Source organism: Bacteroides sp. 1001302B_160321_D4 (genome assembly GCF_015667765.1).
Taxonomy (GTDB): Bacteria; Bacteroidota; Bacteroidia; order Bacteroidales; family Bacteroidaceae; genus Bacteroides; species Bacteroides xylanisolvens.
In genome coordinates this window covers 53,140-66,914 of sequence record NZ_JADPLO010000015.1, presented here as the reverse complement: position 1 = coordinate 66,914, position 13,775 = coordinate 53,140, and the positions used below count along the sequence as shown (strand labels likewise).

The 13,775-nt window shown below is 42.2% G+C and carries 13 protein-coding genes; 5 read left to right on the top strand and 8 right to left on the bottom strand.

The annotated features are described in order from the left end of the window. Positions 1 to 143 precede the first annotated feature (143 nt). Positions 144 to 395 carry a DUF4248 domain-containing protein gene (locus KFO40_RS08290; RefSeq protein ID WP_211146256.1) on the bottom strand — a complete coding sequence of 84 codons (252 nt, stop codon included), beginning with the start codon at positions 393 to 395 and terminating at the stop codon, positions 144 to 146. Positions 396 to 501: 106 nt separating this feature from the next. On the opposite strand from KFO40_RS08290, the gene KFO40_RS08285 reads away from it, so the two are divergent. Next, positions 502 to 639, top strand: a complete 138-nt coding sequence (locus KFO40_RS08285) for a hypothetical protein (RefSeq protein ID WP_211146255.1) — start codon at positions 502 to 504, stop codon at positions 637 to 639. Between the two features lie 1,236 nt (positions 640 to 1,875). On the opposite strand, the gene KFO40_RS08280 is transcribed toward KFO40_RS08285, so the two are convergent. The 6 genes from KFO40_RS08280 to rsmA form a co-directional block, all read right to left on the bottom strand. Next, complete coding sequence (locus tag KFO40_RS08280; RefSeq protein WP_008770400.1) at positions 1,876 to 2,196, bottom strand: helix-turn-helix domain-containing protein; 321 nt, start codon at positions 2,194 to 2,196, stop codon at positions 1,876 to 1,878. Positions 2,197 to 2,211: 15 nt separating this feature from the next. Beyond that, a complete protein-coding gene (locus KFO40_RS08275; protein WP_211146254.1) occupies positions 2,212 to 2,760 on the bottom strand; it encodes a hypothetical protein in 549 nt (182 codons plus the stop codon). Positions 2,761 to 2,846: 86 nt separating this feature from the next. Continuing rightward, on the bottom strand, positions 2,847 to 3,095 hold the full coding sequence (locus KFO40_RS08270) for a hypothetical protein (RefSeq protein WP_008770401.1): 249 nt from the start codon (positions 3,093 to 3,095) through the stop codon (positions 2,847 to 2,849). A gap of 589 nt (positions 3,096 to 3,684) precedes the next feature. Next, complete coding sequence (locus tag KFO40_RS08265; protein ID WP_211146253.1) at positions 3,685 to 5,538, bottom strand: DUF349 domain-containing protein; 1,854 nt, start codon at positions 5,536 to 5,538, stop codon at positions 3,685 to 3,687. An 85-nt stretch (positions 5,539 to 5,623) separates the two neighbouring features. Further along, positions 5,624 to 6,964, bottom strand: a complete 1,341-nt coding sequence (mgtE, locus tag KFO40_RS08260) for a magnesium transporter (RefSeq protein ID WP_004312092.1) — start codon at positions 6,962 to 6,964, stop codon at positions 5,624 to 5,626. A 61-nt stretch (positions 6,965 to 7,025) separates the two neighbouring features. Then, a complete protein-coding gene (gene rsmA / locus KFO40_RS08255; RefSeq protein ID WP_211146252.1) occupies positions 7,026 to 7,826 on the bottom strand; it encodes a 16S rRNA (adenine(1518)-N(6)/adenine(1519)-N(6))-dimethyltransferase RsmA in 801 nt (266 codons plus the stop codon). 116 nt (positions 7,827 to 7,942) lie between these two features. Here rsmA and KFO40_RS08250 point away from each other — a divergent pair, with 116 nt between their 5' ends. Then, positions 7,943 to 8,929, top strand: a complete 987-nt coding sequence (locus KFO40_RS08250; RefSeq protein WP_151936788.1) for a lysylphosphatidylglycerol synthase transmembrane domain-containing protein — start codon at positions 7,943 to 7,945, stop codon at positions 8,927 to 8,929. Positions 8,930 to 9,050: 121 nt separating this feature from the next. Then, complete coding sequence (locus KFO40_RS08245) at positions 9,051 to 10,508, top strand: aminoacyl-histidine dipeptidase (RefSeq protein ID WP_211146251.1); 1,458 nt, start codon at positions 9,051 to 9,053, stop codon at positions 10,506 to 10,508. Positions 10,509 to 11,151: 643 nt separating this feature from the next. Here the strand turns inward: KFO40_RS08245 and KFO40_RS08240 are convergent. Beyond that, positions 11,152 to 11,943 carry a hypothetical protein gene (locus tag KFO40_RS08240; RefSeq protein WP_049702306.1) on the bottom strand — a complete coding sequence of 264 codons (792 nt, stop codon included), beginning with the start codon at positions 11,941 to 11,943 and terminating at the stop codon, positions 11,152 to 11,154. A gap of 920 nt (positions 11,944 to 12,863) precedes the next feature. On the opposite strand from KFO40_RS08240, the gene KFO40_RS08235 reads away from it, so the two are divergent. Together KFO40_RS08235 and KFO40_RS08230 are read left to right on the top strand one after the other, a co-directional pair. Continuing rightward, positions 12,864 to 13,184 carry a hypothetical protein gene (locus KFO40_RS08235; protein WP_151921898.1) on the top strand — a complete coding sequence of 107 codons (321 nt, stop codon included), beginning with the start codon at positions 12,864 to 12,866 and terminating at the stop codon, positions 13,182 to 13,184. 2 nt (positions 13,185 to 13,186) lie between these two features. Beyond that, positions 13,187 to 13,684: a hypothetical protein gene (locus KFO40_RS08230; protein ID WP_151921897.1), complete on the top strand. Its 498-nt coding sequence runs from the start codon at positions 13,187 to 13,189 to the stop codon at positions 13,682 to 13,684. Positions 13,685 to 13,775 lie beyond the last annotated feature (91 nt).

Sequence of the window (13,775 nt, the reverse complement as noted above, 5' to 3'; positions counted from 1 at the left end):
TAGTTGTGTATTCTTGTTCTACCCCCCTTCCGTCCCCCTTTGGGGGAGACGCTTGTCGGGGGAAGTGCTCTTCCCCCTTGCCGCAGGGCGTTCCCCTAGCGGAGTAGGTCGGGCTGTAGCCGTGGTAGCTGCTGCGCTGCGGCTTAAAAGGGAGAACCAAAAGAGATGGTTATCAGGTCCTTTTGTTTGGGGGTGAGGATGCGGTTGCTTAACTGGTAGTTTGTTTCCTGCAATGCTTCAAGTAGTTTGGTGTCGTCCTTTATCCACTGTTTGAGGCGGATAGAAGCGGAAGCGGGTGCGATACTAGGAAAATAGAGAACTGCCAGTTCTTTAAAGCCGTAGCTACGGTTGGTCAGACTTTGGCTGTTGTTTTGTGGGTGTACGTTGGTATACATGATTATAGTGTTGGTTTACAGATGTAAAGGTAGGGCTTTTAATGGATGGTTGTTATCCGCAGACTTGGTAGATATAGTTATATATGTTTGTTGGCAGAGGAAATCCGTGACAATTGCCCAAATGTCACAACTTTCTTCTGTTCGTTACTTTCCGGCGGGGCGTTCCGCCCCGCTTCGTGAAGCGGACGGCGAAGCCGACCGCCGGAAGTCTCCGGCTGTAACAGGGATGATCCGCAAGGTGTAAACAGTCAGCCAGGCACGCCGCAAGGCGAAGTCCGCAGGAACAGGAAACCCGCAGGGAACCGGGGCAGGCAGAAGTAACTTAGGGGCGGTGGTCGGGGTGGCGGCTTGCCGCCATAGTGGGGGCGTTTACATTCCGCAAGGCGCAATCCGAAAGGGTGAACACAAGCAGGAGTAACTTTTGGACCCGTTCCCGAAACAACGGAAAGCTCGCAATCAGCAGGAATATCTGGAAGATGCTGTTATGTTGAATTAAAGCACAAAATCCGGAACGGTTTTGTGACTAATTAAACATAATTGCTCTTCCGGATTTCCTGCGCAAAAGCTGCACTCCACTAGAAAAACCGGAAGACCACGGCGCTAGCAACATCACGTCAGCACGGCGGAGAAAGCTTTCGACGCCTCTAGTTCAAACGGACAAACCCGCTCAATCATAAAACACGGGAACCCCGCACCGCAGGGCTGCACTCCTGACTAACAGCCCGTTCCTATAGTCAGACGAAAAGAGGTAGCGGATTCTCGCCTTAGTCCCGGCAGCAAGTGCCGGGCGGAGCGAAACCGCACCGGGCATCGCAGCTGTCACCCGTTCCGCAAGGGCTTAGATTCCGCTAAGGATATCATCCGAAAGAGTGCCCATCGCATAGGGTGCTGCTTCCTTTGCTGTATTCGGCAAGTGAGGGAGCGGCAACCGGAGCCGGATATAAGACGGTAGTAACTTCTGTAATCACCCACTTGGCAAGCCTCGACTATTATACACCGGAGTAACTTTTGGGGAGACTTCCCCCAAGAATGTTCCATAGAAACACTGTCAGAGGGCGGCTTTCCTTGCGCCAGTCCGACGGCTACGGGAAAGCAAGGAAAGCGGCACGGTGCACAGAAACACTGAACGTCCGAGAAACGCTGCCGGTGAAGGAATGTTCCGATTAAACACTAACGGAGTGCTGCTGTGGGGAGCGGGGCTGTGTGGGCGGCGGTATTCCCGCTGCACGCATTGCCACGAACCACACGGCGGCACGGTGAGCAATCAGACGAAAAGTTTCAAGCATGACTTTTTTCCAGTTTGCTAGCACATACCTGGCAGGATCCCGGCTTCATCAACCTGTTATCCCCTGCCAACTGCTAGCAGAATCCGGCAGCCGGCTTCTTCCAGGACGAAACATTTGCTAGCACTATTCCCGAATTGCAGCAGCTGATCCGGAAAAATCTGATAGCAAATCTTTCCTACTGCAGCCGTGGTGAGCTATACAGCCATCGGTTCCTCTTTGATAATCGAGATTTCCAGTGCGTTTTCAATCTTGGTCAAAGTTTCGAGTGAAAGGTTCTCCCGTCCTCTCAACACCTTTGAGATGTATTGCGGGCTGCAATTCATTTTTTCAGCCAATTGCTTTTGGCTCATTCCTAATTCTTCCATCCTGTCCAGCATCAGCATGGCAATATTTTGCGAATGTCGGAGCCAAGACTTGTTTGTTTCAAGGAAGTCAAACAGCTCACGCCATTTCGAAGGCGTTGGAGAAGCATGTTCTTCAAGCCTTTGTGCGATAGATTTCATACGATTTTCCATATCATTCCTCCCAAATTATAATTCACTAATATACTCTATAAACCCTTCGTCGTCAATGATTCCTTCTTCAAGCAAGTAGCGTCGAACCCTGTCTATTTTCACAAGTTCCTGCTTGGTGTGCTCTCTTTCCTGCATCGTAGCCGTCAGCTTGATGGCACCTCCGGTGATGATGTAGTTGCCTTGAATCAATTTGATAGCGTATAGCCGAAGCCATGACGAGTGACCGTATTTACGTTTTAACCGGGCCTTTTCTTTTTGCAGCATCACATCCGAAGCCTGGTTGTTGTCCAGCGGGCGGAATATTTTGCTTAAATCGGTTTCCGGGGAGATGTCCATTATGATGTATCGAAGGCGTTCACTATCTTCAATCGTATCGCTGATAGCTTCTTTTATGTCTGTTATTTTAAAGTAGGCGTTCAAGTCGTCAATGTTCTCCTTGAAGAAAGCACGTAGCCAAACCACGTCCGCCCAGTTGTTGAACACCTTATAAAGTTCGTTATCATCCTCGCCTTCAAAGTGTACAGCCCATAATTTTCTATCTCCAGTAATGTCGTCAAATGTCATATCTCCTTGTTTTATAGTAAGACAAAGATACGCAAAAATAACGAGATAATAAACTTATAGGTTGATTATTTAGCAAGAAAAATGTTTTATTTAGTTGGTTTAGTGGTTGTATGGTAGATGGTGGTGTCTGTGTCCCAGTCATTAATTTCATCATTCGTGTTTATTTGCAGACTGTCAATGAGAGTTTTTTGATGAGTTATTTCCGGTTGTTCGCAGCCTCCTATCAGTTGTATAATGAATATTATTCCTGCTATAACGATTCCTGCTATAGTGTTATTGATAACATTTCTTTTTAAGCCTTTAATATAAGAATTCTGATACCTTTTATTTTGCATAATTTATATTTTTTACGCTGTGAAGTTAATAAATTAAATGCGATATTTATCATTATTTGTCACTTTAATTAGGTTTATCCGATAAAAAACGATACCTTTGTATTACAAAACTTGAATCCTCAATGGGATATTAAAAGAGGGTTTTTGCCAAAGTCGGTGTCTAATTCGGTGACACTACGAAAATAGGAAGCTGTTAATTCATTATGAATGAGACTATAAAGGAATTAAAGTTTGAGGGCAGGTAGCCCAACAAATTATAAGACAAAATAAGCTAAAAGCCGTTATTACTAGGTAATAACGGCTTTTTTGCATGTTTAATAGTATGTGTCTCTAAACTTCTCACCATCAAGAGGTCACATAATAGGTCACTGGAAGTTTTAAAAAAAAAGTTCCTCGGTGGCAAATTCGGTGACACGAATGCATGTTGATAGTCCGAAAAACGCTAATCTTATGAAAAGCCGTGAAGTTGATTGATAAAGAATAAATCCTTAAACTGGCTGTCGTCTTGTTTAGTAGAAAAGAAAAACAGGTTTTATAGCTCAAGTGAGTATAAAACCTGTTTCTAATTTTTCTAAATCGGGCAGAACTCTTATTCTTCTGCTTTTATTGATTCATCGATTACTTTGATCTTTTGTAATACCAGTTCCAAGTCTGCTTTCAACTTATCTACCTTGCGGTTCAATTCAGTCAGCAGGCTGCTGCCTTTCTTAGAAGTAGAAGTCAGGAAGCCCAGATTGTTCTCATAAGTCTGAAGCTCATTCTTCATATTCTCATAAGTACGTACCAGCTTTTCACGTTCTCTGTACAGAGATTGAGTACCGCTTCCCTGGATATTGCTGATATTCGAACGGAAGTTACTTAACTTCTTGTTGGAAGCATTGATGTTAAAGCGGTCGAATAGCTGATCGATGATTCCGTGATACTGCTTGTATAACTTATCTTTTTCTTTGAACGGCACATGACCGATAGAGTTCCACTCTTTCATTAAATCCCGAACCAAGGTACTTGCTTCTTCGGTATCCATGCTTTCATCAATAGCGGATAACTTCTCGATCAACGCTTTCTTCTTTTCCATATTCTCTGTTTCTACAGAACGTTGTGAAGAAGTAGCTTTGTTCTTTTGTTCGAAGAAGTAGTCGCAAGCTGTGATAAACCGTTTCCAGATAGCATCCGAGTGTTTCTTGGCAACAGGTCCGATGGTCTTCCATTCTTTTTGAAGTTTGGTCAGTGCATCGGCAGTTACTTTCCAGTCTGTACTATCTTTCAAGGCTTCCGCTTTTTCGCAGAGCGCTTTCTTCTTTTCCAGATTCTCGTTCATTCCTTCTTTCAGGCTCTTGAAGAATTCTCCTTTCTTCTTGAAGAAATCATCGCAGGCATGGCGGAAACGCTCGAAGATCTTCACATTCATCTTCTGGGGCGCAAAACCGATAGTTTTCCATTTGTTTTGCAAGGCAATCACTTCCTGGGTCTTGTTTTCCCAGGCAGAGAATGTTTTCAGTTCATCATACTCAATCGCTTCAACGATTTCGCAGATGACGGTTTTTTGATCCAAATTATGCTGTTCGGCTTCTTTCAACGATTCGAAGTGCTGCTGATGGCGGCGGTTGACAGCGGTAGAAGCTGCTTTAAACCGATTCCAGATTTCATCACGCAGTTCTTTGGCTACCGGACCTGTATCGCGGAACTCCTGATGCAACTTCTGAAGTTGGTGGAAAGCGGAAACAACATCTTCCTCGTCAGCCAACTTTTCGGCAGCTTCGCAGAGATGTGTTTTGATTTCCAGATTCTTTTTGAAGTCATATTCGCGGAATTCATTGTTCAGTTTCAATAAATCGTAGAACTTCTCTACATATAATTGATAGTTTTTCCAAAGTTCATTCACTTTACCTTGCGGCACCTGTTTCGTATCATTCCATTGCTGTTGCAGCTTCTTGAACTCTGTATAAGATTTGTTGGCGTCATCTCCGGATTCCACCAATTCTTTCAGTTCTTCAATAATGGAAAGTTTCACTTGCAGGTTTTCTTCCTTTTGGCGTTCCAGCTCGGCAACCTGTTTGCTGCGTTTTTCCTTGATAACCCCCATCAGACGTTTGAATTCTTCTTCCGTCGGGTCCTCTTCGGCAACAAAATCTTCAATGTTTCCACCGTTGTCTGTAAACTGTACCTTAGCAGCTTCCAACTCGGCATTATGTAACTTGTAGAATGATTGTTTCAGATTGTCAATATCCTGCTTGTTCGCATTTTCAGCATCTTGCGCAAGCTCTTTTAGCTGGTTTAGTACATCTTCCTTAGTGGCAGGTTTAGGAGCTGCTTCAGGTTGAACTTCGGCAGTAACATCTTCAGCCGGAGTCTCTGTAATAGCTTCAGAAACCTCGACTGTTTTCTTTTCTTCTTCTAATTCCCCTTGGTTCAAGGGTTGATTAGTGTCATGAGCGTCCATCATTGTATATTAGTTTTGGGTCACAAATTAATGAAATAAAACGATTACTTCATACTATTTTGCTTATTTTTTTTTGTTTATCGTGTTTTTATGACAATAAAACGGTTATTCCCATGTACAACATCATTCCGATGATGTCATTTGTAATGGCTATAAACGGACCTGTTGCAATGGCTGGATCGATTTTGAACTTCTCCAATGTCATCGGTACCAGTGTCCCGAAAATAGAAGCGAACATTACCACGGCAAACAGGCTGATGGATACGGAATAGGTGACCGTAGCCGTTGCGCCGAACCTGATAAAGTTGTAGGTGTATACTAATAAGGAGATAATAGTGGCATTAATTAAAGCTACTACCGATTCCTTGGTAATCTGCTTGAACGTGTTTTTAGCGTCCAGCGAGCTGTTTGCCAAACCTTGTACGATGATTGCCGAAGATTGTGTTCCGACATTTCCTCCTGTACCACCGATTAGCGGGATGTACAGTGCCATTTCGGGATGGGCAGCAAAGGTGGAGTCGAAATTACCCAATATCATAGAGTTGCCGATTCCGCCGATCATACCGATTAATAGCCAGGGGAGGCGGGCGGTGGTCTGTCTCAATACATTATCGTCTGTTTCTACGTCCTGCGAAAGACCGGATGCCAACTGATAGTCACGTTCCGACTGCTCACGGACTTCATCCATGACGTCGTCGACGGTGATTTGTCCCACAAGCCGACCGATACTGTCGACAACGGGGATAGCCACCAAGTCATACTTCTCAATCGCCTGTACTACCTCGTCAATGGGAGTATCTACGTGTACCGAAATCGGATCTTTCTGCATCACGTGTTTCACTTTGGATACAGAAGGGGAAGTAATCATCTTTTTGAGCGGGAAGATACCTCGCAGACGTTCGTCATCGTCAATGACATATACGTAATAGATTTCGTCCAGCTCTTCCGCCTGTTGCCGCATCTCTTTCAGACATTCGGGCATACTCCAGTTTTCGTTGACGAGTACCATTTCCGTACCCATCAAACCACCGGCGGTATTTTCGTCGTATTTCAACAAGTCGACGATGTCTCCTGCCTGTTCGATGTCCTCGATGTGCGAAAGAACCTCTTCCTGCTTGTCTTCATCGAGTTCACGCATCAGGTCTACGGCATCATCCGTGTCCATGTAGTCAACGAAACGTTTGGCGATTGTCTCCGAAGGAAGCATTTCGAGCAGCTCTTTACGAGCATCTTCGTCCATTTCGACAAGCACGTCGGCAGCAATTTCGTTATCGAGCAGGCGATAGACGAACTTAGCCTCTTCCGCATTCAGGTCATTGCACAATTCGGCGATGTCGGCCGGATGGAGGTCGATGAGAAGACCTTTTACCTTGTCGGCGTCTTTTTGCTCAATAAGGTGTTTAACGTTGTCAATGTATTCCTCGTTCATCGTTGTCAATTACAAATTACGAATTACAAAATCCAGTTCTCTGCTCACTGTTGCCCGCCAATTATTGGGCGTTGCCGGCTGTCTTTAGTGCTTCTTCCACTTTATTGGTCAGATCGATAAATTCGGCTACCGATAGTTGTTCCGGGCGTTTATTAAATAAGATGTCCTCCGTGAGCGGACAATCTTTGCCTAAAATAGGTTTGATGGAGTTGCGCAATGTTTTCCGTCGCTGGTTGAAGGTCGTTTTCACTACTTGCTTGAACAGTTTTTCGTCGCATCCCAACTCTTTAGTCTCGTTGCGTGTCATACGGATAACAGCGCTTTTCACTTTGGGAGGCGGATTGAACACGTGTTCGCTGACAGTGAATAAATATTCTACTTTATACCATGCCTGTATCAATACGCTAAGGATACCGTATGTCTTGCTGCCCGGTCCGGCTGCAATACGTTCGGCTACCTCTTTTTGAATCATTCCCGTGCAACAAGGGACGATATCTTTGTTGTCCAGCATCTTGAAAAAGATTTGGCTGGAAATATTATAGGGGTAATTACCAGTCAGTACGAAAGGCTTCCCGTCGAACAATCGGTGAAGATTCATTTTCAAGAAGTCATCCTCGATGATGTGGTCTTCCAGTGACGGATAGGCTTCGCGAAGATAAGCAACCGACTCATAGTCAACTTCTACGACCTTTACCAATCGGTCTTTCTTTACTAGAAACTGGGTCAATACTCCCATACCCGGCCCCACCTCTAAAATAGGCAGTTCGGGGAAGATGTCGACCGTATCGGCAATATCTTGCGCAACTTTCAGATCTTTCAGAAAGTGTTGTCCGAGAAACTTTTTAGGCTTTACTAATTTCATTTACCAACTAAATAATTACTTTTGCAGCTGACAAAGGTAATTCTTTTAAATGAAGAACGTACCACTATTTATTAAAAAATAAATGATGTGTCAGCGAAGCTAATGAAGAATTAAGGATGAAGAAACTATTAAAAAAGACGCTGAAACTGATGTTACCGGTTGTTTTAGGCGGCTTTATCTTATTCTGGGTATATCGCGACTTTGATTTTACAAAAGCGGGCGATGTGTTGTTACACGGTACAAATTGGTGGTGGATGCTCTTCTCGTTATTGTTCGGAGTGTTTGCACAAGTCTTTCGTGGTTGGCGGTGGAGACAAACATTGGAACCGTTGGACGCTTTCCCGAAAAAGAGCGATTGCGTGAATGCTATCTTCATTTCATACGCTGCCAGTCTGGTGGTTCCCCGGATCGGGGAGGTGAGCCGTTGCGGAGTGTTGGCGAAATATGATAATGTCTCGTTTGCCAAGTCGTTGGGAACAGTCGTTACGGAGCGGTTGGTCGATACGTTGACTATTCTCCTCATCACAGGCATCACTGTATTGCTCCAATTACCGATATTCGTCACTTTCCTTCAGCAGACCGGAACGAAAATCCCTTCATTAGTCCACCTGTTGACTTCAGTGTGGTTTTATATCATTCTGTTTTGTTTTATTGGTGTGGTGATACTTCTTTATTATTTAAGAAAAACGTTGTTCTTCTATGAACGGGTGAAAGGATTTGTATTGAATATATGGGAAGGAATTATGTCTTTAAAAGGCGTGCGCAACATTCCTCTCTTTATTTTTTATACACTGGCTATTTGGGCTTGTTACTTTCTCCATTTCTATTTTACATTCTACTGCTTTGCCTTTACGGCACATTTGGGTATCCTTGCGGCATTGGTCATGTTTGTCGGCGGCACGTTTGCCGTAATTGTGCCTACCCCTAACGGAGCGGGACCCTGGCATTTTGCCATCATTTCTATGATGATGCTTTATGGAGTAAACGTGACGGATGCCGGAATATTTGCCCTGATTGTACACGGTATTCAAACCTTTTTGGTTGTTTTATTGGGTGTGTACGGCTTGGCTGCTCTGCCGTTCACCAATAGACATCGGGCGTAAATTTTTAGCTAAAAGTGTATATTCTTACATGTTTTTGCCAACCTCCTTTGTCATCTGAAAACTTTTCCATAACTTGGCACTGTTTAATTATCAGATTTAAAATAGTTTTAAAATATTTATTATGAGTACCATTCTTTCTTTAGCTCCACAGAACGTGTGGAAGCATTTTTATTCGTTGACACAGATTCCCCGTCCGTCAGGACACATGGAAAAGATTACAGCATTTCTTTTAGGTTTCGGAAAAGAGCTGGGGCTGGAGTCTTTTGTAGACGAAGCAGGTAATGTGATTATCCGTAAACCCGCCACTCCGGGTATGGAAAACCGGAAAGGTGTGATTCTTCAGGCGCACATGGATATGGTTCCGCAGAAGAACAACGATACTGTACACGATTTTGAAAAAGATCCGATTGAAACTTTTATAGACGGTGACTGGGTAAAAGCAAAAGGCACTACTTTGGGCGCAGACAACGGACTGGGTGTAGCTGCTATTATGGCCGTGTTGGAAGCAAAAGACCTGAAACACGGTCCTTTGGAAGCTCTTATCACGAAAGACGAAGAAACCGGCATGTACGGTGCATTCGGCTTGAAACCGGGTACACTGAACGGAGAGATTCTTTTGAATCTGGATTCGGAAGATGAAGGCGAATTGTATATTGGTTGTGCCGGAGGTATGGATGTAACTGCAACTTTAGAATATAAAGAAGTAGCTCCCGAAGAAGGAGATGTAGCAGTGAAAGTTACATTGAAAGGATTACGTGGCGGACATTCGGGATTGGAAATCAATGAAGGACGCGCTAATGCCAATAAGTTGCTGGTTCGTTTCGTTCGTGAAGCGGTTGCCAGCTATGAAGCCCGTTTGGCTAGCTGGGAAGGTGGTAATATGCGTAATGCTATTCCACGTGAAGCACATGCGGTTATTACCATTCCGGCTGAAAATGAAGAAGAGCTATTGGGCTTGGTGAAATACTGCGAAGATCTGTTCAATGAAGAATATTCGGCAATTGAAACACCGATCAGCTTTACGGCCGAACGTGTGGAACTTCCTGCGGGTCAAGTGCCTGAAGAGATTCAGGACAATCTGATTGATGCAATCTTTGCTTGTCAGAACGGTGTGACCCGTATGATTCCTACTGTTCCGGATACGGTAGAGACTTCTTCCAATCTTGCTATTATTACGATTGGTGGAGGAAAAGCAGCCATTAAGATTCTGGCTCGCAGCTCGAGTGATAGCATGAAGGAATATCTGACTACCAGCTTGGAGTCTTGTTTCTCTATGGCAGGTATGAAGGTGGAAATGACTGGTGGATATTCCGGTTGGCAGCCTGATGTTAATTCTCCGATTTTGCATGCGATGAAAGCCTCTTATAAGCAGCAATTTGGGGTAGAACCTGCAGTGAAAGTAATCCACGCAGGCTTGGAATGTGGTATTATCGGTGCTATTATTCCGGGATTGGATATGATTTCTTTTGGCCCGACTTTGCGTTCACCGCACTCACCGGACGAAAGAGCATTGATTCCTACTGTACGGAAGTTCTACGACTTCCTGGTGGCTACTTTAGAACAAACTCCACTGAAATAAGCGTATTCTTTATAATGTAAATATTCTCCTATTATATAATAGGTATTTATAGCGAAGGCACGGATGAAATCTCATCCGTGCCTTTTTGTCATATTTGTTGCAGGCTATATTACAATTTTATTTCATAACAAATAAATTAATTGATGCAAATCAAGAAATATGCTATAAAACATAAATTTCTCTCTTTTTTAGGTCAATGTATAAACAAAGGCCGTATTTTTGTGTTATAAAACATGTAATTAAGAGGATAACAAAATGAAAAGTTTAAAAAGATTGTTTAGAAAGATCGGCGAAGCCGATGTACATGTTTGGGGATATTCGACAATTAATGCTAAACCAAACAAGTAAGTTTTATTTTTTAGTTTTCAGGAATTAGTAATTTAAAGTTTTAAAGATTATGGCAAAGAAAATGAGTTCTTTAGTTAGAAAAATCCTTAGTGAAGTAGGTCGTAATGAAATGCTTTCATGGGGGTACAGAATTGAGAAATGAGAAAGAGTACATTAACTAGGTTTAGAGTGGGGATACGTTATTAAAGACGATATCCCCACTTTTTCTATATAATTGTAAAAGTTAAGATTAACATCTGTAAATCTTAAGGTTTGTTTTTATGATAAAAGAATGACTTGTACTTTTATACATACTTTATAGCAGTAAAGTCGCTATTTCGGGCGATAATTCGATGTTTTTGTCTTCACCGACAATGATGAAATGGTTGTTGCATAGTGTTTCTATCATGCGCGAATAGGTGACTTCGCCCATACCATGTAGATTTCTTACTTTGTTCCACCCGTATTTAGAAGCATATTGTAGCAGTTCGCGCACGTTTTCAATGTTCGCCTTTGTTTTTAAGACGGCATTGGCATGCGTTTCAAGGATATCGCCTATGCGTGTATTAGTTGGGTCGGTCGTGTCGAATCGGCTGTATAATAGTTCCATTGTCCGGTGGCGGAACGTGGAGATTCTATTTGTGTTCTCACCCAGCTTTTCGAGGATATTGCTATAGGCATTTGCGGTTTGTACGTAAGTGAGCTGATGGCGCGCCGCTACTCTTGCGATAGGTTCGCCTTTGGAAATGGCGAGAAATATTTCCCGTTGATAGTCGTCGGTGATTAGTGCGCCAAGCTCCTCTATCACGATATGGAAAAGTGGTTGATATAGCTTTTGGGTTTTTAATAAGTACAACTCGTCTTCAAAGTAAGCGAGCGTTGCTTCGCACTCCGCTTTTTTCTCCTGAATGAGTTGCTTGAGATAGTCTTCTTCCAGTTCTTTTGTTTGGTTGGCGTCGAGAAAGCGGGTTACGCTATTGTCATCCAGCATCACTACGTTGTCGATGGTTGATGAAGCGATGTAATTCAAGCTCTTCCAGTATCGGAGAGTGTTTTCGGGGATGCCACGCTTCTCTGACAATTGTTTGAGGGTTAGCCAATCAGCCATGCTGTATCCTCCTTTCTGATTGTTTCGTACGATACTTGCATGTCTTTGAGGAGATGATAGTCCACCGGAGTGTTTTTTTTGTTTGGTATGTTCATATCTTATCGAATATTTATGAACGCCCACCTTATTTATATATAAGAAGTCGGGCGCTGAGTTCATATTTATCCGGCAAGAGGTACGACCAAGCACCTACAACATTCAATAAATATGTTCACACGCCCGACTTTACGTCGTACGCATGAAACCAATTCATTGGAATGTTGTTTTTTGCTTTAATATAATTTGGTCGTTTACTTGCCGCAAAAAAAGTTTCAATGAGCCGCATTTCTCTTCGGCTTTCGATAGGCAAAGATAGAAATTCTTATTGATATGGCAAAAGAAGTTGACAGGGAATTTAGGGAGAGTTATATAATAGAAGTCAGGTACAACCTTCTCCTATAAGATGTTTCTCACTTTTTATCTTATATGAAAGAACATTTTGCTCAAAACGGTATAGAATGAGTGAAACGGTGCAGAAATGAACTGATCCGCACGGAAAGAAATTAAATAATATAGTTTAGATTTTTCTCCACTGTATAAACAATCTATCTGAGACCCGGGTGTCAGATAGAACTCTACTACTAAGCGTTTTTTCTTTGTTACTAGAGTAAATAAAATTCCGATGCATCTAATATCTATTCAAATCCGAATTGATATGAACATTACTGTTGAAGCATATTTCAAGTCTATCATAATAAAATTTAGAAATAAGCCGCCGAATACTTTTCTTTTTAAACAAAATATTATAAATTTGGATTCAACATCTGTCTAATCAACAAAAAAATAAATATTTACTATTTAATTAGAAGAATATGAAAAACACCTATCACTTTTTAAACTTATTCTGCATTGTTATATTGTGTACGATGTGTACAGAAAGCATGAGTAACATTGGTGACGAAATTGATTTAATTTCATCAAGATTACAAAATCCAATTGCAATTCAGTTGTTACAGCAGATGCAACGACAACCTCTTATTTACGAACAAATGAAAGAACAATCAGTAGAAAACGTTATCTCTTTCGAGCACACAGTTATATCTTCATCTTCTCAATATGGAATGTTTTATGCAGTACCTTACACCCAACAAGAAACAATAGAAGGATGTTTCATTATACCTATTCAAGAAGAGCACTACAAGAAATTAAGTGTTCCAATCAATCAAAACATTCAAGGTATAACCCCATACAAATGCCAATAGTCATGAAAAAGAACATCTTTACCCTGTTATTTACCATCTGTTGCCTCATGTCATACGCACAAGAGAATGCAACAGCATATGTGTATCATCCTTTGTCCGAATTTGGAACGGACACGTTACGCTTTCTCAAAACAAACTTTGAACGCAAATCGGATTATTTTAAAGGAAAACCTTTGGGAGAAGTTCTCAAATATTATAGAAGAGACCTTCCTGTGAATGTTTTTTTTACTAATGGAACAAGTCCATACATCGACCCTGATGGAAAAAGCTATATTAAAAGCCTCACGGTGGCTCATTATGATCCTATATATTACCATTATGCATTAAAAAGTAAAGGTACTCCAGTAATCGAATTTGAAGTTTACATATCTCAACTACCACGTATCGATGACTATCTGTTTTGGAGAGATATGCCCGATTGTGAAACAGAGGATGAAGAGGCTGAATATGCAAGAGAACTCATAGTAGACCACATCAAAGTGTTCTATCTACGAGAATAAGCATTTTTCATTGGATTTGTAATCCCAATATACCACGCATCATCGGATTACAAATCCGATTGAATACATGCAGTCATTACCATAAAATGCA